The organism is Chitinophaga jiangningensis, from assembly GCF_900142605.1.
In the GTDB taxonomy this organism is placed as follows: domain Bacteria; phylum Bacteroidota; class Bacteroidia; order Chitinophagales; family Chitinophagaceae; genus Chitinophaga; species Chitinophaga jiangningensis.
In genome coordinates this window covers 64,271-85,676 of the sequence record NZ_FRBL01000014.1, presented here as the reverse complement: position 1 = coordinate 85,676, position 21,406 = coordinate 64,271, and the positions used below count along the sequence as shown (strand labels likewise).

Annotated in this window: 14 protein-coding genes; 8 read left to right on the top strand and 6 right to left on the bottom strand. The window is 47.2% G+C overall.

Translation table 11 applies throughout. The features are described from left to right. Window positions 1-254 precede the first annotated feature (254 nt). The 5 genes from BUB18_RS27965 to BUB18_RS27945 all read left to right on the top strand — a co-directional run bounded on the left by BUB18_RS27965 (window position 255) and on the right by BUB18_RS27945 (window position 7,969). On the top strand, window positions 255-944 hold the full coding sequence (locus BUB18_RS27965) for a response regulator transcription factor (protein WP_073087540.1): 690 nt from the start codon (window positions 255-257) through the stop codon (window positions 942-944). 12 nt (window positions 945-956) lie between these two features. Continuing rightward, window positions 957-2,333 (top strand): HAMP domain-containing sensor histidine kinase, encoded by a 1,377-nt coding sequence (locus tag BUB18_RS27960; protein ID WP_073087538.1) that lies wholly within the window; start codon window positions 957-959, stop codon window positions 2,331-2,333. Window positions 2,334-2,429: 96 nt separating this feature from the next. Continuing rightward, window positions 2,430-3,710: a TolC family protein gene (locus BUB18_RS27955; protein ID WP_073087536.1), complete on the top strand. Its 1,281-nt coding sequence runs from the start codon at window positions 2,430-2,432 to the stop codon at window positions 3,708-3,710. Between the two features lie 7 nt (window positions 3,711-3,717). Then, on the top strand, window positions 3,718-4,809 hold the full coding sequence (locus BUB18_RS27950; RefSeq protein ID WP_073087534.1) for an efflux RND transporter periplasmic adaptor subunit: 1,092 nt from the start codon (window positions 3,718-3,720) through the stop codon (window positions 4,807-4,809). A gap of 58 nt (window positions 4,810-4,867) precedes the next feature. Further along, the gene (locus tag BUB18_RS27945) at window positions 4,868-7,969 is read left to right on the top strand and encodes an efflux RND transporter permease subunit (RefSeq protein WP_073087532.1); all 3,102 of its coding nucleotides are present in this window, start codon (window positions 4,868-4,870) and stop codon (window positions 7,967-7,969) included. Between the two features lie 172 nt (window positions 7,970-8,141). On the opposite strand, the gene trhO is transcribed toward BUB18_RS27945, so the two are convergent. Further along, entirely contained in the window at window positions 8,142-9,161 is a 1,020-nt protein-coding gene (gene trhO / locus BUB18_RS27940; protein ID WP_073087530.1) for an oxygen-dependent tRNA uridine(34) hydroxylase TrhO, read from the bottom strand. Between the two features lie 650 nt (window positions 9,162-9,811). On the opposite strand from trhO, the gene BUB18_RS27935 reads away from it, so the two are divergent. After that, the gene (locus BUB18_RS27935; protein WP_073087528.1) at window positions 9,812-10,234 is read left to right on the top strand and encodes a response regulator; all 423 of its coding nucleotides are present in this window, start codon (window positions 9,812-9,814) and stop codon (window positions 10,232-10,234) included. 520 nt (window positions 10,235-10,754) lie between these two features. Here the strand turns inward: BUB18_RS27935 and BUB18_RS27925 are convergent. The 4 genes from BUB18_RS27925 to BUB18_RS27910 all read right to left on the bottom strand — a co-directional run bounded on the left by BUB18_RS27925 (window position 10,755) and on the right by BUB18_RS27910 (window position 15,409). After that, entirely contained in the window at window positions 10,755-13,280 is a 2,526-nt protein-coding gene (locus BUB18_RS27925) for a DUF5686 and carboxypeptidase regulatory-like domain-containing protein (protein ID WP_073087524.1), read from the bottom strand. A 32-nt stretch (window positions 13,281-13,312) separates the two neighbouring features. After that, on the bottom strand, window positions 13,313-13,675 hold the full coding sequence (locus BUB18_RS27920) for a hypothetical protein (RefSeq protein WP_073087522.1): 363 nt from the start codon (window positions 13,673-13,675) through the stop codon (window positions 13,313-13,315). A 111-nt stretch (window positions 13,676-13,786) separates the two neighbouring features. Further along, the gene (locus BUB18_RS27915) at window positions 13,787-14,971 is read right to left on the bottom strand and encodes an O-succinylhomoserine sulfhydrylase (RefSeq protein ID WP_073087520.1); all 1,185 of its coding nucleotides are present in this window, start codon (window positions 14,969-14,971) and stop codon (window positions 13,787-13,789) included. An 18-nt stretch (window positions 14,972-14,989) separates the two neighbouring features. Then, window positions 14,990-15,409 carry an OsmC family protein gene (locus tag BUB18_RS27910; RefSeq protein ID WP_073087518.1) on the bottom strand — a complete coding sequence of 140 codons (420 nt, stop codon included), beginning with the start codon at window positions 15,407-15,409 and terminating at the stop codon, window positions 14,990-14,992. A 138-nt stretch (window positions 15,410-15,547) separates the two neighbouring features. On the opposite strand from BUB18_RS27910, the gene metX reads away from it, so the two are divergent. Next, window positions 15,548-16,561, top strand: coding sequence for a homoserine O-acetyltransferase MetX (gene metX, locus BUB18_RS27905; RefSeq protein ID WP_073087516.1), 1,014 nt, complete (start codon window positions 15,548-15,550; stop codon window positions 16,559-16,561). 153 nt (window positions 16,562-16,714) lie between these two features. After that, window positions 16,715-19,537 (top strand): TonB-dependent receptor, encoded by a 2,823-nt coding sequence (locus BUB18_RS27900; RefSeq protein WP_218588120.1) that lies wholly within the window; start codon window positions 16,715-16,717, stop codon window positions 19,535-19,537. A gap of 71 nt (window positions 19,538-19,608) precedes the next feature. Here BUB18_RS27900 and BUB18_RS27895 read toward each other — a convergent pair whose 3' ends face one another. Next, entirely contained in the window at window positions 19,609-21,132 is a 1,524-nt protein-coding gene (locus BUB18_RS27895) for a reverse transcriptase domain-containing protein (protein WP_073087512.1), read from the bottom strand. Window positions 21,133-21,406 lie beyond the last annotated feature (274 nt).

The window sequence follows — 21,406 nt, the reverse complement described above, 5'->3', positions numbered from 1 at the left end:
ATTTTTTTTTCTCGCAAAGCAGCATAAGGGGCATAAGCAGCAAAGACCTGCATTTTGTTGTTTGGTTTAAGAAGCAAAGGCTTACATTTTGTTGTTTGGTTTATGCAGCAAAAACCTGAATTTTGTTGTTTGTATTAAGCACCGTAACAAAACACAATCCTTAGCTGCTTACCTGCTTACGCTGCTTTGCGAGAAAAAAAGACAAAACTCAATCTTTGCACACTTACGCACTTTGCGAGAAAAAATTAGGTTCCATGCAAAAGATCCTGGTGGTAGAAGATGAAGTAAAAGTGGCAAATGCCGTGAAACAAGGCCTGGAAGAAAACGGCTTTGAAGTAGACGTTGCCTACGACGGCCGCATGGGTAAAAGCCTTGCAGCCAGTAACCCTTACGAGCTGGTCATCCTCGACCTCAACCTCCCCCATTTCAATGGCTACGAACTCTGTGAAGTGATACGCGCAAAAAATAACCGCGTGCCCATTATCATGCTCACTGCCCTCGGCGGTGTGGATGACAAAATGCAGGCCTTCGAGCTGGGTGCCGATGATTACCTCGTAAAACCATTCGACTTCCGGGAACTGCTGGCCAGAATACGCGTATTCCTCAAACGCGCCGGCGCCGAGCCCACGCAGAGCACCCAGTTTAAAATCACTATCGCAGACCTGGAGATAGACCGGGAAAAGAAAGAAGTAACACGGGCTGGCAAAAAGATTGCGCTTACTGCAAAGGAATACCAGCTGTTGGAATTTCTGGCGCTGCACAAAGGCAAAGTCATCTCCAAACTCACCATCGCCGAAAAAGTCTGGGACATCGACTTCGACACCGGCACCAACGTGATTGAAGTATACATGAATTTCCTCCGCAAAAAGATCGATAAGGACTTCGACAGCAAATTGCTGCATACCAAAACGGGCATGGGCTACTATTTATCGGAAGAAGCATAACAGGCACGCATCGTGAAGATCAAATACAAAATAGCGCTTTATTATACGGTGTCGGCTACCCTGATGCTGATGATCTTCGCCGTGCTGGTATATTATCTCTCCGCCAAATCCCGTAAGGCCGAATACCTGGAAAGACTGGAATACAGGGCACGCTCCATCGCCAACGTAATTGTGGAAGATGGCCATGTAAAAGTAGACCTGTTGCGCAAGCTGGACCGCACTACCTTCCAGGACTTATATAAGGAAAGTATTCTCGTATATAATCCCAATTACGACCTGCTCTACAGTAATCTGAAGGATACCACTATCCGTACCCATAAGAGCCTGCTGGACTACATAAAAGAGAATAAATCGTATAGCTATGACCGTGGTGGCGGAGGTGAAGTGGTGGGTATTTTTTATACGGAAGGGGATGTTTCCGTAATTGTAATTGTTTCTTCCTTCGATAAATACGGATTTCAGAACTTGCAGAACCTGAGCCGCATCCTGCTACTGGAGCTGGCCACTGCCATTCTGGTATTGGTAGCAGTGGGCTACTTTTTTGCCAGGAAGATGGTAAGGCCGATTGATAAACTGGTAACGGAAGTGGACAGTATCAATGCGAATAATTTACAGGACAGACAGGTAGCCGTCCAGGGCAAAGACGAAATTGCCGTACTGGCTGCCAACTTCAACACCATGCTGCAGCGCCTCAGTGGTTCCTTTGATCTCCAGAAAAGTTTTGTAAGCAATGCCTCTCATGAGCTACGCACGCCACTGGCAAGTATCATCAGCCAGTTGCAGGTAACGCTTTCGAAAGAACGCAGTGCACAGGAATACCAGGATGTGTTACAATCCGTACTGGAAGATGCCGAAAGCCTTACAGACCTTACCAATGGCCTGTTACAGCTGGCACAGTCGGAAATGAAAAGCCAGGAATTTGTATTCAGCAACGTGCGAATAGACGAACTGCTGATGGAAATGGCCAACCTCATACGACTCAAACAACGGGAATCTAAAATCGATATACAATTTAATAAAGTACCCGACAACGACCTGCTGGTAACCTGTTTCGGAAATGAGAGCCTCTTAAAAGTCCTATTCATTAATCTTGTGGATAATGCCTGTAAATTTTCGAGCGATAATACAGCTTACGTTACCATCGACTTCTTCACACAATATATTACTGTACAAATAAAAGATAACGGCATCGGCATTCCGGCTGAGGACCTGCAAAAAATATTTGAACCCTTCTATCGCGGCAGCAATGCGCAGAAGACCCGTGGGCACGGCCTCGGGCTCTCCATTTGCAAAAAAATAGTGCAGATTCACAAAGGCCACCTGACCGTTACTTCCACACCCGGCAATGGCAGCACTTTCACCGTGATACTCCCCCATCTCGGCGCATAAACCAGCACTCCTAATTACATTTTAAGGCTTTTTTAATTCATATTAAAGGCCCCTTTAATCTCGCTTATAGAGCTTTGTATCATGAAATTGGGCTATATGCGAAAGTTTAAGCTACTGATAGTATCAGTATGTACAGCGGGCCTGGGCTATATTACTCCATCTCAGGCACAGGCTTCCCTGCAGCGGATTCCTGTAACACTCCAGTCGGTCGAAGACACCTTCCTGGTGCAGAATTATATGTTGCTTGCACAGCGCTACCAGATTGATGCATCGAAGGCGCTGGTAAGGCAGGCAAAAATATGGGACAACCCGGAGTTCAGTACAGTACTGGGCTGGGGAAGCACGGATCAACTCAAACCATTTAACATAGGCAGCGGCGGACAGGCGCAATACGATATCGATCAGCTGATACAACTGGCAGGCAAAAGAAACAAAAACATTCAACTCGCAGGTGCCGCTGCCTCTATGAATGAAGCCACCTTCGACGAGCTGGTACGCACACTGAAGCTGCAGTTGAGAGAAAACTTCTATGACATCTACTATACCCAGCAAACAGGGCTGGTGTTAAAAGAACAATTGGATAACCTGCAAAAGATTGTAGATGCATATGTAGAAGCCGATAAAAAAGGATCAGTACCCCATTCGGATGTTGTCCGGTTACAAGCCTTAATGGTAGGACTGGAAAACGATTACGCCGATTTGAAACAGGAGGAGTTAAACGCACAAAAAAACCTACAACAGTTACTCCATAGCCAGGACTTTTATGAAGCCAGGCTGGCACCCGGGGATCTTGCACACTATTCCCTGGATCATATTCAGCTCCAGCAGCTGCTGGACAGTGCGGCCCAGAACCGGCCTGATGTGCGTGTTGCCGCGCTCCAGTACCAGTCTGCGGAGCTGAATTATCGCCTGCAAAAATCAATGGCCGTTCCTGACCTCCACGTAGGTGCTACCTACGATAAAGCCGGCAGCTACATCAACAACTTTGTAGGCCTTAAACTCGGTATCGACCTCCCCTTCTGGAACAGGAATCAGGGCAATATCCGCGCTGCACAGTACCAGGTAAAAAGTGAAGCCGAACAGTTTAAACAACAACAATCAGTGGCACAAACGGAAGTACTCAATGCCTATCAGCGGATACTGGCACTGGAAAAGCGTTACAAGAGCTTCGACCTGCAGGAGTTTCAGCAACAGTTTGATACCCTCATTGACGAGGTAGCCAAGAACTTCCGCAAGGGTAACATCTCCCTGTTACAGTTTATCGACTATTTCAACAGCTATAGCGATAATGCCAAAAACATCAACAGATTTTTATCCAATCGTGTAAACGCATATGAAGAACTCAATTATGCAACAGGACAGGAATTATTTAAATAAGAAGTATATGAAACACCCGGTCATATTCCTCGGAATCGCGCTGCTGGCAGCAATGATGTGGAGCGGATGCAAACACAGCGAAGCAGAAGATACAGAAAAGAGCACCTTCGTACTCAGCGATACCATGCTGAAAAATATTAAGATTGATACCGCTCAGATGGAACCGGTGCAAAACGAATTGCGTTTATCCGGTAAGGTTACTCCCAATGGCGGTAAGGTATTGAAAGTATATCCGCTGGTGAGTGGATATGTGGAAGATATTAAAGTTCAGCTGGGCGATTATGTACAGAAAGGCCAGGTGCTGGCAGTGATACATAGTGCGGAAATTGCCGACTATGAAAAGCAACTGGCACAAGCCAAATCCGATCAGGGAGTGGCGGAAAAAAACCTGAAAGTAGCGCAGGACTTGTATGATAGCCGCCTCAACACGGAAAAAGACGTGATAAACGCCAAAGGTGACCTGCAAAAATCCAATGCCGAAATCACTCGTTTAAACGACCTCTTTAAAATATACCGCAAGGGTAAAGGTGCCACCTACCTGGTAACAGCCCCTATCTCCGGCTATATCATCGAAAAAAATATTAACAACAACATGGAAATCCGTACAGACAACAGCACTAATATCTTCACGATATCAGAGCTGGATGATGTATGGGTAATGGCCAATGTGTTTGAAACTGATATTGCCAAAATTAAGGAAGGCTATGATGCCAAAGTGGTAACGGTAAGCTATCCGGATCAGCCCTTCACCGGCAAGATTGACAAGATCTACAACTTCCTGGACCCGGCTACCAAAACCATGCAGGTTCGTATCAGCATCGATAATAAAAACATGGAGCTAAAGCCTGAAATGTTTGCTACCGTTTATGTTACCTACAAGGATAACGATGCAAAAATTGCCGTGCCAAGTGCTGCCGTTATTTTCGATAACAGCAAAAATTACGTGCTGGTGTTTAAGGATAAATTCAACATCAGTGTAAGGCCGGTGGAGGTAGCCAAAACCTCCGGTAATACTACCTACCTGGAATCGGGCTTGCAGGCCGGCGAAAAAGTGATCTCCAAAAATCAGCTGCTCATTTATGATGCACTGAAAGATTAAGTGGCGGATTCATTGACAGGAAACACAATACAGCATTGTGTTATAAAGCAGCAGCAATATGAATAAGTTTATCAGAAATATTGTAGCCTTCTCACTTAAGAACAAACTCTTTGTTTTTATAGCAGTGGCTACGCTTATAATAGCAGGTGTATTTTCCTTTGTACATACGCCTATCGAGGCTTTCCCGGATGTTACCAATACACAGATTGTGATCGTTACCAAATGGAATGGTCGCAGTGCACAGGAAGTGGAACGCTTTGTTACCCTGCCCATCGAGGTATCCATGAATGCCGTGCAAAAAAAGACCAGCGTACGTTCTGTGACCATGTTTGGTTTGTCTGTAGTACGCATCATTTTCGATGACGACGTAGAAGATTTCTTTGCGCGGCAACAGGTAAATAATATGCTGGCAGGCGTTAATCTGCCGGAAGGTGCTGAGCCGGAAGTACAACCCCCATACGGCCCTACCGGTGAAATTTTCCGTTATTATCTTAAAAGTCCAAAGCGTGATTCGCGCGATCTGCTGACCTGGCAAAACTGGGTAATAGACCGCCAGATCAGGAGTGTACCGGGCGTGGCGGACGTAGTGGCTTTTGGCGGCCAGGAAAAAATTTATGAAATATCTGCGGACCCCGTGCGCCTCGCCAAGTATGATATTACACCACTGGAATTATACCAGGCCGTGAATAAAAGCAACGTAAACGTAGGCGGCGATGTCATCGAAAAGAACGGACAGGCCTATGTGGTACGTGGCATCGGGTTGCTTAACAGCATTAACGATATCCAGAATATTATCGTCCAGAATATCAATGGCGTACCGCTGCTGGTAAAAGACCTGGCGAATGTGCACGAGGCTTCCGCCCCACGTGTGGGCCAGGTAGGCCTGGATAAAGATGATGATATCGTGGAAGGGATTGTGGTGATGCGCAAAGGCGAAAATCCTTCGGAAGTGCTGGCACGACTGAAAGAAAAGCTAAGTGAGCTAAATGAAACGATACTACCGGATGATATCAAAATGATCACTTTCTATGATCGGGATACCCTGATGGAGTTCTGCACGCACACGGTGATGCATAACCTGCTGGAAGGTATCATATTCGTGACGGTGATTGTATTTCTCTTTATGGCCGACTGGCGTACGACGGTGATTGTGTCCATCATTATTCCGCTGGCGTTGCTGTTTGCGTTTATGTGTTTACGTTTGAAAGGCATGAGCGCAAACCTGCTGTCCATGGGGGCCATTGACTTCGGGATCATTATTGATGGCGCCGTGGTGATGGTAGAAGGAATATTTGTGATGCTGGATCATCGTGCGCATAAATATGGGATGGAGCGGTTCAACAAGATGGCGAAGCTGGGATGGATCAAGCAAACCGGCGGTGAGCTGGCTAAGGCAATCTTCTTTTCCAAGCTGATCATCATCATTAGTTTGATTCCAATCTTTTCATTCCAGAAGGTAGAAGGTAAAATGTTCTCTCCGCTGGCGTGGACATTAGGGTTCGCATTACTGGGTGCTTTACTCTTTACGCTTACACTGGTACCGGTGTTGTGTTCTATTCTCCTGAATAAAAACGTGAAGGAGAAACATAATGTGGTGGTGATTTTCTTTGACCGCCTGGTAACAAAAGGATTTAACTGGACTTATCGCAATAAACGGCTGAGTCTTACGCTGGCATTAGGTTTCATGGTGCTGACCTTTGGCTCCACCAAGTTCCTCGGTACAGAATTTCTACCGCAGCTGAATGAAGGTTCGCTGTGGGTAACCACCGAATTGCCGATGAGTATGTCGCTTACCGAAAGTGTGAAGCTGGCCCATGATATCCGACAGGATTTGGGTGGATTCCCGGAAGTAAAGCGCGTATTATCGCAGGTAGGCCGGTCCAACGATGGTACTGACCCGAACGGTTTTTACTTTGTACAGTACCAGGTGGATCTGGCGCCAAAGGCCGACTGGAAGCGGAAGATCACGCAGGACGAATTGATTGCACAGATGGAAGGACGCCTGAAAAAATATCCCGGCATTGTGCTCAACTTCTCCCAGCCTATCAGCGACAACGTGGCGGAAGCAGTGGCAGGGTTCAAGGCATCTAACGGGGTGAAGATATATGGCGATGATCTGGTGAAGCTGGAAGCATTATCACAGCAGGTGGTGAGCCAGTTGAAAAATGTGGAAGGTATTAAGGACCTGGGGGTGATCCGGAATATTGGTCAGCCTGAAATGAGCATTAACCTGGACGATAATAAGATGGCGCAGTATGGCGTATCCACCGGAGATGCGCAAGCCGTTATCGAAATGGCGATTGGGGGTAAAACAGCCACCCAGTTGTACGAAGGCGAGAAAAAATTCGATATCCGTATCCGTTATGACGAGAACTATCGTAAAACGGAGGACGACCTGGCTAACCTGATGGTACCAACGATTAATGGCAATAAAGTGCCTTTAAAGGAGATAGCAGAAATTACTACGATTACCGGCCCGGCCTTTATTTACCGGGATAGTAATAAACGGTTTATCGGTGTGAAGTTTTCGGTGCGCGACCGTGACCTTGGAAGCACTATTGCAGAGGCGCAGGAAAAAGTGAGTAAGACCGTAAAGCTGCCGAAAGGCTATAGTATAGGCTGGACGGGCGAGTTCGAGAACCAGGTACGTGCTACCAAGCGCCTGGGGCAGGTGGTACCGATCAGTATAGTGGCGATATTCCTCGTGTTGTTTATTATGCTGGGGAATGTAAAAGATGCAGGGCTGGTGCTGATGAATGTACCGTTTGCACTGATAGGGGGAATCCTGGCATTGCACGTCACTAGTATGAACTTTGGCATTTCCGCGGGAGTAGGTTTCATTGCGTTGTTCGGGATATGTATACAGAACGGGGTGATTTTGATCTCTGTATTTCATAAGAACCTGGAGCAGCGAATGTCGCTCAACGAGGCGATCCGGTTGGGTGTACAGAGCAGAATCAGGCCTGTGGTGATGACAGCGCTGATGGCGGCTATTGGTTTGGTACCGGCGGCGCTCTCCCATGGCATTGGATCTGAAACACAAAAGCCGCTGGCGATTGTGGTAATCGGAGGCTTAATTACCGCTACGGTGCTTACTTTGCTGGTATTCCCCATTATTTTCTATACCGCTTACCGGGGCAAGCACCAGGAGCTGAGTTAAAGATATAAGCCGGGAAACGGTGATGCGAAAGCTTTCCGGTCAGCTTTTTTAGTTCGCATATAGGTTGATAGAATGGGTCCGAATAAAAAGGGCCGGATCTAATCCGGCCCCTTGAATAAGACTCACTTCCTCCACTCCGCCGAGAAGAAACAACGCGGGGTGGATTTTTTATTTATACGCGGTTGCGTCTGCGTCTTGATTTATTAAACATCAGTCCTTTTTCAATTCCTTTACGGAGTTCAGCCTGTTGTTCCGGTGGCAGGGCGTGTGTGGTTTGACATGCTTCACTGCAGCAGTGATTGTATTTGGCGGCGCATTCTTCGCACTGGATGAAGAGCAGGTGGCAGCCATCGTTGGCGCAGTTGATATGTGTATCGCATGGTTTACCGCACTGGTGGCATTCGCTGATGATGTCGTCCGTGATGCGTTCGCCGAGGCGGTCGTCAAACACGAAGTTTTTCCCTTTGAATTTTACCGGGAGGTTTTGTGATTTTGCCTTGTTGGTATATTCGATGATACCTCCCTCGAGGTGGTATACATTCTGAAAACCTGCGTGCAGCATGTACGCCGAAGCCTTTTCGCAGCGGATACCGCCCGTACAGTACATGATGATGTTTTTATCTTTCTGATCTTTCAGCATGTCTACTGCCATGGGCAGTTGTTCGCGGAAAGTATCCGAAGGCACTTCGATAGCGCCTTCAAAGTGACCTACTTCATACTCGTAGTGGTTACGCATGTCTACGATAATGGTTTCGGTGGTGTCTACCATTTCATTAAACGCCTGTGCGTTGAGGTATTTACCTCTAACGGACATGTCGAAGGTAGGGTCTTCGATACCGTCTGCTACGATTTTTTCCCGCACTTTAATTTTGAGTACGTAGAAAGATTTTCCATCGTCATCTACGGCGATGTTGAGCCGGATGCCGTTGAGGAAATCGATTTTGTAGAGGGTATCGCGGAATGCCTCGAAATTGTGTTCGGGCACGCTGATTTGCGCATTGATACCTTCGTTAGCCACGTATATGCGGCCAAATACGCCTAAATCGAAAAGGGAGAGGTAAAGTGCATCACGGAAAGCCTGCGGATCTTCGATCTTCGCATACTGGTAGAAGGAAATGGTGACGCGTTTAAAGGTTTCTTCGTGCAGCCGCTGTTTAAGCTCGGCTGCCGATACCCTGTTGTGTAAAGCCATCTTGGACCTGAAATTTTAAGGACACTTGCCTGGTGAACAAAATTTCGGTGTAATCATCTGATTATCAACGAATAATTATACTCCTTCTCATTATAATACTTATGAGAAAGGCCTGCAAAGTTATTGAAAATTTTCATTAGGCCGCACTGATATTTGTCATAAATCCTGTGGAGACGGGCCAAGCACGTCTCTCCAAAGTAGAATAGGAACCCGTATGAAATCACTCTTCCTATATGCGTTTACGTTACCATTTATTTATCACTGGTCACGCTGCTGCGAGGCTGCGCCCATCAAGCATTTCAATAATTCCTAATCAAAATATCCGTTAAATTTATCTAGTCGGGTTAAAATCTCAATTATTCTTGTTAATTTACAGTTAATCGGGTCAATTTTAATTTCGGAGTTAAAAAGATGCATTAAATTGCTACCTTGCAGCTCCAAAATATTGAAGCTGACTCTTTTAATCTCGTCTTCAGGAAACGTAGGAAATTTCATAGAAGGAAAACGAGGAGAAGATAAAGCTCGTGCTACTGGCGCGGGCTCTTCTTTGCCGTTCCTTCCCTCCTCCTACGAGGTCCTGTTCGGCATCGCAAGAGTCCCGCGCTTAACTATTTCCGGGACTCACTGAAACACCAAAACTACGTGTATGTATGACCCCTTCATTTCTACCCGGAAGGTTTCAGAATATTACCAGAAAGAAATTGTTGTTGATTGATGCAGATGTCTGTTTTGGCGCTTCATTGAAGGAAGCCTTAGCGCAAGTGCATTACGACGTAGACTGGGAGCTGGATCACAAGGCTGCACTGCAGCGCGCGCAAAGTACTCCTTACAGCCTGGTGCTCATGGATGATCACGTACACGGTACCGCTGTACCTGAGCTGATCCGGGAAATGCAGCATCCGCATAAACCACAGATTATTGTATACGGAACCGCCCTGATCGCCACGGAAGAAGAAGATTGTATCGCAGCAGGCGCCACCGGTTTCCTCACAAAATGTACAGATGATATATCCTCACTCGTGATAAAAATTATTGGGCTCACCGCAAGGCCAAATTTCCCTTGTGACAACTGAGCCTTTGAATTACTTACATGAAAAGATGAAACAGCCGGGGTCTCTACCCTGGTTTTTTTATTCCCTGACACGTGTTCCTGTAAATTTTTTTCTACACATTGATTACACTTAACACTAATGTGTGAAGCCAAGAAGCAGAAGAAGCTGCCTCATCAGATGGGAAATTGCTATAATATTTAGCGTTATTTACAGGCTAATATGCTGAAAAAAATATTGTTGTAAATGTAACTATTTGATTATTATTGTATATAATTTTACACTAAAGTTTAGGCACCCCGATTGGCACTTAGTTTGAATTTCAAGTTCGAGAAGTTTATTGTTTAACCCGAAAATGTTAGATTATGAGTCATTACATTACTTACTTCGTTTACGCGATCGTTGGCATTTGGATTTACAGATTGCTGGCTTATTATTTCGACACCAACAATCCAAGGAAAGTTCGGAAGGGAAAGTAAAGGCATTACGTTAAAACCCTGGCTGATGGCCAGGGTTTTAACGTATAAAGGCATTCGTTCCATAGCTATTTTCCCGGCTTTATCAAATTTCCGAATATCCCGCCGAAGCCTACCCTCACGCCTATACGCGTATTATCCTTACTCTGATAACCCGCAATCACATCCACCCGCGCTATCTTGAAGATATTCTCCAACCCCGCAAAAATTTCCAGGTAATTATTATCCCCGTTTACATAAAACGCATTGGCACCCGCTACCAGGTTCCATTTCAACCGGTTAAACAAAGGAATCTTATTCGTCAGAAAACCGTTAAAGTGGTGCTCTACGTTTGCCGTTGTGTAAAAGGAGGCAGTAGTACTGTACAAATAATACGGCGCCAGTTGGAAACTATTCAGGTAACGCAGGGTGTAAAACGTCTGGTTACCGTTGAAATGCTGATAGTCCGGAATCTCCACTACCCTGCTGTTTAAGAATCCACCCACATTCACGTGATACCGGAACTCCCCAAACAATTTAAAGTTCATATTATCCTGTATGCCGAGTCGCCACTTGTCGAAATCCACTATACTGTTGCCTACCCCGGGAATACCTTTAGTATAGGCCACTTCAAACTCCGGATATTTAGAACCAAATGGCACCCTTCTGTCAGGCAGTTCTATAAACCGCTGCCCCGGCTGAAAACTGAAACTTGCTCCCAACACAAAGGCACTGTGTTGCTCAAATGGTACATCTGCCAGCTCATAAGGATGGTTAGGAGTAAACTGCTTGTTCTTACTACCGAAGAAACTGAAATCCGTGGTATTTTCCACCGGGTTGCGGCGCTCATACACCGCCTGCAGGTTCAACTGATTTTTGTTCTGGAAAGTACGACTGTATTGCCCCTTCACGAACCAGTTCTCGTAAATCTTCATGTAATTTTCCCGTAATAACAGGGTATAAAACTCGTTGGTCAGGTTATCAATCGGCTCATCATGATTAAACTGCGACACCCGCTTACCTCCGGACAATAAAAACCGGTTATTGCCAATCCGGTTAAACAGGCGGCTTTCATTTGTATATTCCGCATCCAGGTAGGAATTGAAATGGGTGTTACTTAACCCATAGCGGAAGTAAGGCGATAACCGTAGCCTGCTTTCCTCGCCTGTATTAAACGTAACAGTGGGTTCTATAGCCAGCACCAAACCCTCTACGGTATTATATTTCAGCGATTTGGCCAGACCTTTCAGGCGAAGGGTATGGTATTGAATGCTGCTATCGCGACTAAAATAATATTTACGCGTTACATCACTCCACAGGATACCCATGAGTTTCACAGGGCCTTGTTTCTTGCGGAGGGAATCGAGGCGGTAGCGACTGGAAGCACTGTCCCTGTTGGCTTTGGCCGTACTATCACGCGTATGAAAATCCTTTTGCTCATAAGTTTCCAGCGGCACCGGACGGATGCTGTCCCAATACAACTGCGGCTTTTTATCGTAGGCCGAATCCAGCTTCAGGATTACTTTTTCAAAGTATTTCTCCGGCAGCGCAGGTTTCAGGTTATAGTCGCTGTACACACTCACGAAATTACCATCTACCCCAAACCCAAATTTCTTAAACGCGATATGTACCACCTGGTCTTTAATACGCCAAACCTCTGGTGTTACCGGCACATGCGTTTGCCGGATGTTCAGGGTATCCAGGATTTCCAGCTGGTATTCCGGCGTGAGCAGCAGGTCGGTACTATGAATCCGCCAGTCCTCATCGGTGATAAATATGCTACCGGAAAACAGTGGTTCATATTTACGTTTAGGGGTCACAGTTATCTTATAAATCAATTTCCCATCTTCCGAAAAAGTACCTTCGAGGTGGTATTTATAAAAATTAAGGGCATTTTCAGCAATTGGTGAAATAAAGCCCCTGGGGCCCATTTGGGAGATAATAGCCTGTACATTATTATCATAGAAACTGATAAACGCGGGAAAGCTGATTCCAAATCCTCCCCCGCTTTTCCGGGAGCTGATCACTTCCAGCTTCATGTTATCAGGCTTGCGGAAAGCTACTTTACTTACGGTTTCCGTCAGGAAAATGACGCCTCGGCCGAGGCTGTCCACCCCCATTTCGGTTTTATCGATTTTTTGTCCAAAAAATTTATCAGGGGCATTGGTAGATGAAATAGTTCCCTTGCTATAGGCCATGCAGGTGAGCTCAAAAACCTGCTGCTGGTAAAAGCGGCGCTTTTTGATGGCCTCCCTTATGATACCGTACGCAGGATCTTCCCCACCCGCTTTCACCACCACCTCCTGTATTTGCATACTTACGGGTTGTAGTGTAAAATCCAGGGTTTGCTGGGGAGATGTAATGGTTACTTTTTGTTCGGATTTCCTAAAACCTATATACTGGCATACGATGGTATACTCACCGGTATTCAGTTCCAGCTGATATTGGCCGGAGGCATTGGTAGTGGTTCCGGTAGTAGTTCCTTTTATCAGTACAGTGGCATATGGAAGTGGACGATTACGTTCATCGGTCACCACACCTTTAAGGGTGTTGGCAAATACAGTATGGTAACCTGCTATCATCGACAGCAGTAAAAGCAGGCGTTTGATTTTCATCTGGTAAACTTTCAGCGGTTAGAGGCACGCCATCAGGCGGTGGCAACAGGTTTCCCGGCACTACGCAGGTAGGCGGCAGTAAGCCCGGCAAATCCTGCAACGAGGCCTCCGAGGAAGGCGCTGATCACACCCAGCAGCGGGGCCGACTTCACCTGCATAATGATCAGGCTCATCTTGTTAGCGAGCAGGTGATCATTTCTTACATCCTGGTAGAATGCCAACACCAGCCACAGGATAAATACAGACAGGAAGGAATTGAAAAAGGCCTTTCCCGGACGCAGCGGATACATCACTGTAATCAAAAATGCCGCAAGGGGCGCACTCCACCAGGGGAGCACCATTCCGGCTACATAAGCCAATATCAGGATGAGCAAAAAATGGGCGAAGGATTTCATGAACCGAATATAAGGGTTTTGCCTTGATTTATCGGAATTGAAAAGGGCCAAAGGCCCTTTTCAATTCCGATAAAGGCGCCCGCTGCAAGCGGGGGCCTTTATCGGAAACAATTATTTACTTTGTTCAAGTGCCTGTTCAATATCAGCGAGGATATCTTTCACGTTTTCCAGTCCTACGGAAATTCGTATAAGCCCTGGCGTTATACCTACGTTTGCACGCTCTGCGTCCGTCAGTTTAGCATGGGTGGTGCTGGCCGGATGAGAAGCAATACTGCGGGAATCACCCAGGTTGGCCGTCAAGGACAGCAGCTTCAGTGCATTGAGGAATTTCACGCCACTGGCAATGCCGCCTTTCAGCTCAAAGCATACGATACCGCCACCGCCGGACATCTGTTTTTTCGCAATTTCGTATTGCGGATGACTTGGCAGCATTGGGTAGCGCACCATGGAAAGATGCGGATTGTTTTCCAGCGCCTGTGCCAGCGTGAGCGCACTCTGTGAGTGGCGTTCCATACGCACGAAAAGCGTTTCCATGCTTTTGCTAAGTACCCATGCGTTGAACGGGGACATAGCAGGGCCCGAACTTCTGCAGAAAATATAGATTTCTTTAATCAGGTCTTTCCGTCCTACAACAGCGCCGCCCAGTACGCGGCCTTGGCCATCGATCCACTTGGTGGCCGAATGGGTAACCAGGTGGGCGCCCAACTCCAGCGGGCGTTGCAGCACCGGGGTAGCGAAGCAGTTATCTACGTTGAGTATAATGTTATGTTTGTTGGCGATGTCGGCCAGCAGTTTCAGGTCAATAATTTCAAGTCCCGGATTGGAAGGTGTTTCCACGAAAATCATCTTAGTATTGGGCTTAATCATCGCCTCAATACTTCCGGGATCATTCATGTCGAAATAAGAATACTCGATACCCCACTTAGGCAGGAACTTAGTCACCACGGTGTGCGTGGAACCGAAAATAGAACGGGCAGACAGCAGGTGGTCGCCGGCTTTGAGCAGTGCCATAAAGCTGGCAAACACGGCACTCATACCGGAAGCAGTGGCATAGCCGGCCTCCGCTCCTTCCAGGGCTACCATTTTGTTTACAAACTCGTCCACATTAGGATTGGAGAAACGGCTGTAGATATTGAAATCCGTTTCATCTGCAAAAGTGGCTCTCATTTCTTCCGCATTATCGTAGCAAAAGCTGGAGGTAAGAAACAAGGGCGTAGAGTGCTCCATCTCGTCGGTTCTGGCCGTCTGAATCCTCACCGCGTTGGTTTCCGGCTGGTATTGATTTTCTTTCTGCATTCTCTCTAAGTTCTAAAGTTAGGCGTTCAGTTTCACTTCCCAGGTAAGCCTGGTACCTCCTTTACGCAGGGTTTCTGCTACTGAGCAATATTTGTTCATGGACAGTTCAACAGCGCGGGCAGCTTTATCTGCATCGATGTTGCCGGACAGATGGAATACAAGATGTGCATTTTCCCAGAGTGAAGGCTCCTTACCTTTTTCCCTGTCAGCTTCGACCTCAATACGAAAATCAGTGATTTCCTGGCGTTGCTTTTTCAGGATCATCACGATGTCGATGGCAGAGCAGCCGCCAAGGCCCATAATGATCATCTGCATCGGGCGTACACCATTGTTTTTCCCACCATTTTCTACAGAAGAATCCATCAGCACCTTGTGGCCGTTTTCATCTACTGCTTCCATATTGAATCCGTCGTCTATTCTTTGTAATGCTATCTTCATAACTAATAATTTCTTCTGTAAAGATAACTATTCAACCTCATCTGGCAAAGCATGCTACAATGCAGGCTGGCAGGGCATTCTGAATTTTGTTTGCATTTTAAGTGTTTGAAACCTTAGTTTTGCGAAAATTTTAAATCATTGTCGGCAAAGGTATTTCATAGCAAGGCTGAATTCAGACTGGAGTCCGGGGAATCGTTACCCGAATTACAAATCGCTTACCACACTTATGGCAACATGCTGCCCGATGGCAGTAATGTGGTTTGGATTTGTCATGCGCTGACAGCCAACAGTGATGTAACCGACTGGTGGACCGGCCTTGTAGGGGAAGGAAAAGTGATTGATCCTAACCGTCACTTCATTGTATGCGCCAATATCCTTGGTTCCTGCTATGGCACTTCCGGCCCTTCCACGCTTAATCCTGTAACCGGCAAGCCCTGGTACCGGACTTTCCCTTCCATCACCATCCGGGATATGGTAAATGCCCACATCCTCCTGCGTCAGCACCTCAGCATTCCTGCTATCAGCCTGCTGGTAGGTGGCTCCATGGGCGGCTACCAGGCCATGGAATGGGCCCTGATGGAACCCGACATGATCAAACGTTTATTCCTGCTGTGCACCGGTGCCGCTGAAAGCGCCTGGGGCATTGCCATTCATACGGCACAACGACTGGCAATAGAAGCGGATCATACCTGGGAGCAGGACACCCCGCACGCCGGCCACAAAGGACTCAAGGCTGCCAGGGCTATTGGTATGGTCACCTACCGCAATTACCAAACATTTGTACGTACACAATCGGACCCCGATAAGGATAAAACGGATCATTTCAGGGCCTCTTCCTATATCACTTATCAGGGAGATAAACTGGTGAAGCGTTTTAACGCACAAACGTACTGGCTGTTGTCAAAAGCCATGGACAGTCACAATATCGCAAGGGGCCGCCATGAAGACATCACCACTTCCCTCTCCCATATCCAGCAACCAGTACTCCTGATCGGTATCACATCCGATATATTATGCCCTCCGGAAGAGCAACAACTGCTGGCTCAACATCTCCCTAAAGCAACTTATCATGAGATAGACTCCTCCTACGGACATGATGGCTTCCTGATTGAGTTTGAAAAGATCGGAAACATCCTGCAGGACTGGATCTAAGTTATATTTTGCAGTGGTGAAGTTTGTATTAGGATTTTTTACTTATATTTATTAAGTATCAACTGAAATCAAACAAAACCTCCACTGTTTATGAAGCGCAATCATCTCAGATTTATCTGGGGAATCCTGTACTTGTTGTTTTTGCTCCCAAGTATGTTATTCGCCCAAGGACAATCCACCCTGTCTGGTACTGTGAAAGACAAAACCAGTGGTAATCCCATGGCAGGTGTAAGCGTGGCCATCAAAGGCACCAACGCCGGCACGGTCAGTTCCAATACCGGTGGATTTACCATTAAAACGTCCCGGTCTTTTCCGTTAACCCTTGTGTTTTCTTATGTTGGTTTTAAAACAGAAGAAGTAACCGTTAATGATGCCAATGCCAGCATCTCCGTGGAGATGAATTCCACCGAAATCCTCGGCCTGGAAGTGGTGGTAGCGGCCAGCCGTGTACAGGAAAGCATTCTGAAATCACCGGTATCCATCGAAAAGCTGGACTCCCGTGCTATCAAAGCCAGTCCTGCCCCAACATTCTACGATGCCCTCGCCAACCTCAAAGGCGTTGAAATGAGCACCCAGTCCCTGACCTTCAAATCTGTAAACACCCGCGGTTTCAATGCCAACGGTAACACCCGCGTGCTGCAACTCACGGATGGTATGGATAACCAGGCACCCGGCCTCAACTTCTCTGTAGGTAACATCGTGGGTATTTCCGAGCTGGACATGGACAACGTGGAGTTGATCCCCGGCGCCGCCTCGGCATTGTATGGTCCTAACGCACTGAATGGTATCGTACTGCTCAACAGTAAAAACCCATTCCAGTACCAGGGCCTCAGCGCTAACGTTAAAACAGGTATCCTCAATGAAAGTGGCCGTACTTCCGGCACCACCGGCTATTACGATATCGCGGTACGTTATGCCAAAGCATTCAACAACAAATTTGCCTTTAAAGTAAACTTCGGCTATATCAAGGCGGACGACTGGCAGGCGCATGACACCCGAGATCAGAGTCTGCTCAACGGTCACTCCCTCGCCGATGGTACCCGCGCCAACAACGAAGCGTATAACGGCGTGAACATCTACGGGGATGAAATCAATCAGAATATGACTGCCGCGCTCACTGCCCAGGCCAACACTCCCGGCAGTACGTTAAACCAAACGCTGGCAGCGGTAGCCGCCCAGCTAGGCAATACCGTTACACCTGCCCAGATACTCGCCTCTGCTCTGCCTGGTGCTGCAAACGCCTACGTTAGCCGTACCGGTTATGCAGAAAAAGACGTGGCCGATTACAATACCAAAAACCTTAAATTTAACGCCGCCCTCCACTATAAAATTCATGAAAACCTGGAAGCCCTGATCCAGGGTAGTTATGGTACCGGCACCACGGTGTACACCGGGGCCGACCGCTACTCCATCAAGAACTTCCGCATGGGTCAGTACAAAGCGGAATTACGCGGCTCTAATTTCTATGTAAGGTTATATACTACACAGGAAAGGTCCGGCGACAGCTATGCCGTTGGTACGCTGGCATCCGGCATCAACGAAGCCTGGAAAACAAGCCGCGACTGGTTTACCCAATACTTCGGTACATATGCCACGCAGTCTGTTACTGCTTTTGCACAGGCATATGGCCGGGCACTCCAAACCGGCTCTACCCCTGCCCAGGCACTTGTTATTGGCCAGAATGCGGTTAATGGCAACAGAGGTACCTTTAACACCAATGCCCGGAACGTAGCTGACAATGGCCGTTTTCTCCCAGGATCGGCAGAATTTAACGCTGCAGCCGACAAAGTAAAAAGCAAACCAATCCCTGGTGACGCTACCGGCGTAGGTGCTAAGTTCATGGACAAAACAAATCTCTACCAGGCCGAGTTTATGTATAACTTCAAAGACCTGGTGAAGTTTGCTGAAATCCTTATCGGTGGTAACTACCGCATCTATACCCTCAACTCTGAAAAAACACTCTTTGCAGTGGATGACAATGGCGACGAATTCAATATCAACGAATACGGCGGTTATGTACAGGTAATGAAAAGCCTGCTGGACGAGCACATCAAGCTGACCGGCTCCCTGCGTTACGATAAAAACGAAAACTTTAAAGGTCAGTTCAGCCCACGTTTATCAGCGGTATATACCTTCCTGCAGAATCACAATATCAGGGCTTCCTACCAAACAGGTTTCCGTATCCCTACCAACCAGGATCAGTACATCGACCTGCAGACACCTCAGGCACACCTCATCGGCGGCTTACCGTTCCTGCGTGAACGTTATGGTCTGAATAAAGGTCCTGTTTATACACTTGAATCCGTGCAGGCAGGTAAACCTGAACAATATGTTTTCCGTGATTTCGAACCTGAAAAAATCCGTGCCTGGGAAATTGGTTATAAAGGCCTCGTAGCGCAAAAACTGCTGATCGACGCTTATATCTACACCAACAATTTCAAGCACTTCAACGGCCCTCAGATCCTGGTGCAGCCTACTTCTGCCACCACGCAGAATATCTTCTCTGTACCGGTGAGCCTCGATAAAGATATCAAATCATGGGGCTGGGCACTGGGCCTGGATTACTCTCTGCCAGCCAGCTTCACCGTGGGTGGTAACATCAGCTACAATGAACTGCTGGATGCGGATAAACTGGGTAGCTTCCTGCCGATGTACAACACGCCGAAAGTTCGCTACAACCTGAACTTCGGTAACAGAAACATCGCTAAAAGCTATATAGGCTTCAACGTTACCTGGAGATGGCAGGATGAATTTGTGTGGCAGTCTACTTTTGCCAGCAATGCCATCAACGTGGCCAACCAGGGCGTAATTCCTGCCTACGGCACCATGGATGCACAGGTAACTAAGCTGTTCCCTAAAGCTAAAACAACTATTAAGCTGGGCGGCGCCAACATCCTGAATAAAAAATATGTACAATCATGGGGGAACCCTACCGTTGGTTCACAATGGTATGTATCACTGGGTTACAATCTGTAATACTTATTCCGAGGGCCTCCGGCCCTCGGTTGCATAAAAAAAGCGCGCCAATGGCGCGCTTTTTTTATGCTTTATACGACTTTCCACCAGGGATCATCTGTTTTCTTTTCAGGCGCAGGAGGTGCCACCGGATTAGCTGGTGGCATTGCAGGCTGCTCAGCAGGCGGTTCATTCTTCCACATGGCCTGTGCTTCGGCTTTAATATCGGCGCGACTCAAAATCGCTGCCAGTTTAGTTTTTAGCGCGCGGCCCTGCTCCGGCTTTACCATCATTACAAAGTTGGCATAGCCTTCCATACTAGCGATAATATTGCCTTTACCCCAGGATTTTCCAGCCAGCCCGGTCAGTTCCACCTGATGCAACAGGGCCCTGAACTTGCGTAGAGTAGTACGATCAATGCTGAGCTTTTGGTTAACGACTATACCGGTCACCTCATGGCGATCGCCTTTGCGCATTACTTTCAGCTTATCAGGATGCAATACAAAACCTTCTTCGGCCACCACTTTTTTCACCGCCCACAGGAGCTGCCCGGCCTTGGCCGCAGCTTCTCCTTTGGCAGAAAAAGTCATATCATCGGCATAGCGCGTGTAGGCGTACCCGTATTTAGCGGATAACCCTTCAAAACGCCGGTCCATTTTATAGCAGATCAGGTTGGTGATGGCGGGACTGGTAGGAGCGCCTTGTGGCAGCACCCTGGCTGTTTTAGCTACAAAGTATTTGCGGCCATCCAGCAACACTTCATCTACCTCAGGTTCTGTGCAGATGAGTCCAAGTATGGTAGCCACCTGTTCGCTGTATCCCAACTTGCAGAATAATCCTTTTACGCGGTTGTAAGCCACAGATGGAAAAAAGTCTTTTAAATCAATATTGATCACCAGATCCTTTCCTACGTGTGGGATAGCGTTGGTAACAATAGACTTACCCGGCACGAAGCCATTAGCAGAGCCACTGTTGGATACTTTGTACAACACATTTTCCAAAATCCAGTGCTGCGCGGCCTTTAGCTGCGGCATGGGCGCTGAGATAATACGGGTACCACCGGATTTTTTCGGAATAGCAAAGCGCTGGTAATGCGTTTGATGAGCTACACTGCGGTTAAAGGCAAGGAAGCGCAATTTACCCAAAGGCAATTGCATGGCGGCAGCCAGGTCAGTGGCGGAATGCCATACCGGCAAATTGTATTTTTGCAGCTGCGCGGTGTCGGACTGATTTTTATTCAACCCGGCAGAAACGTTCTCGCCGAGATAAATAATATCCTGCTGTTTCTTTTCAGCCCAGGCGGCGGCACGCTCGATGCGTTTTTGCTCGTTGCGTTTTTTAGTTTCCGCACGTTTAGCTTTTGCCTGTGCCATACGCTGCTTGCGCATTTCCACGAGCAGGCGTTTTTTATCACGATATTTTGAACGCTCTGACAACAGTTGATTGAGCTGTCGATTCAGCTCTCCTTCCTGCTTAATCAGTGCTTCAGGGATGGACGGCTTATCGGTATCCCTTGACCAGAAGCCAAGGCGTACCATCTCTTCCAGGATGTATTCCTCTTTGGATGTTTCACGAATTCTATCGTACAGCTGCTGACGGGTTAAACCTTCCGGCATAGTAATTCATTAAGGTTAAAAATTTGCTGTATATAGCTACCGGAGAGAGAGGGGTAAAGAATTTTATAAAGAGGAAAGGGCGCTTCGTGCAAACCATTGACTAAATCAATCAACTCCAGGGAGGGGCCTACTATGTGGATATTTAAGCCCCAGGGGCTCTTACCGTAAATATCTACATAGTAGGCCCCTCCCAAAGTAAAGATTGCATTTAGTGAAGCATGTATAGTCAAAATACCTGAATGACGAATCATCATTCATCTCCATGAAGGAGCGC

Coding starts and splice junctions, on each gene's coding strand:
- BUB18_RS27965 (WP_073087540.1), top strand. CDS start 255: ATGCAAAAGATCCTGGTGGTAGAAGATGAAGTAAAAGTGGCAAATGCC.
- BUB18_RS27955 (WP_073087536.1), top strand. CDS start 2,430: ATGCGAAAGTTTAAGCTACTGATAGTATCAGTATGTACAGCGGGCCTG.
- BUB18_RS27950 (WP_073087534.1), top strand. CDS start 3,718: ATGAAACACCCGGTCATATTCCTCGGAATCGCGCTGCTGGCAGCAATG.
- BUB18_RS27945 (WP_073087532.1), top strand. CDS start 4,868: ATGAATAAGTTTATCAGAAATATTGTAGCCTTCTCACTTAAGAACAAA.
- trhO (WP_073087530.1), bottom strand. CDS start 9,161: ATGGCTTTACACAACAGGGTATCGGCAGCCGAGCTTAAACAGCGGCTG.
- BUB18_RS27935 (WP_073087528.1), top strand. CDS start 9,812: ATGACCCCTTCATTTCTACCCGGAAGGTTTCAGAATATTACCAGAAAG.
- BUB18_RS27925 (WP_073087524.1), bottom strand. CDS start 13,280: ATGAAAATCAAACGCCTGCTTTTACTGCTGTCGATGATAGCAGGTTAC.
- BUB18_RS27920 (WP_073087522.1), bottom strand. CDS start 13,675: ATGAAATCCTTCGCCCATTTTTTGCTCATCCTGATATTGGCTTATGTA.
- BUB18_RS27915 (WP_073087520.1), bottom strand. CDS start 14,971: ATGCAGAAAGAAAATCAATACCAGCCGGAAACCAACGCGGTGAGGATT.
- BUB18_RS27910 (WP_073087518.1), bottom strand. CDS start 15,409: ATGAAGATAGCATTACAAAGAATAGACGACGGATTCAATATGGAAGCA.
- BUB18_RS27900 (WP_218588120.1), top strand. CDS start 16,715: ATGTTATTCGCCCAAGGACAATCCACCCTGTCTGGTACTGTGAAAGAC.
- BUB18_RS27895 (WP_073087512.1), bottom strand. CDS start 21,132: ATGCCGGAAGGTTTAACCCGTCAGCAGCTGTACGATAGAATTCGTGAA.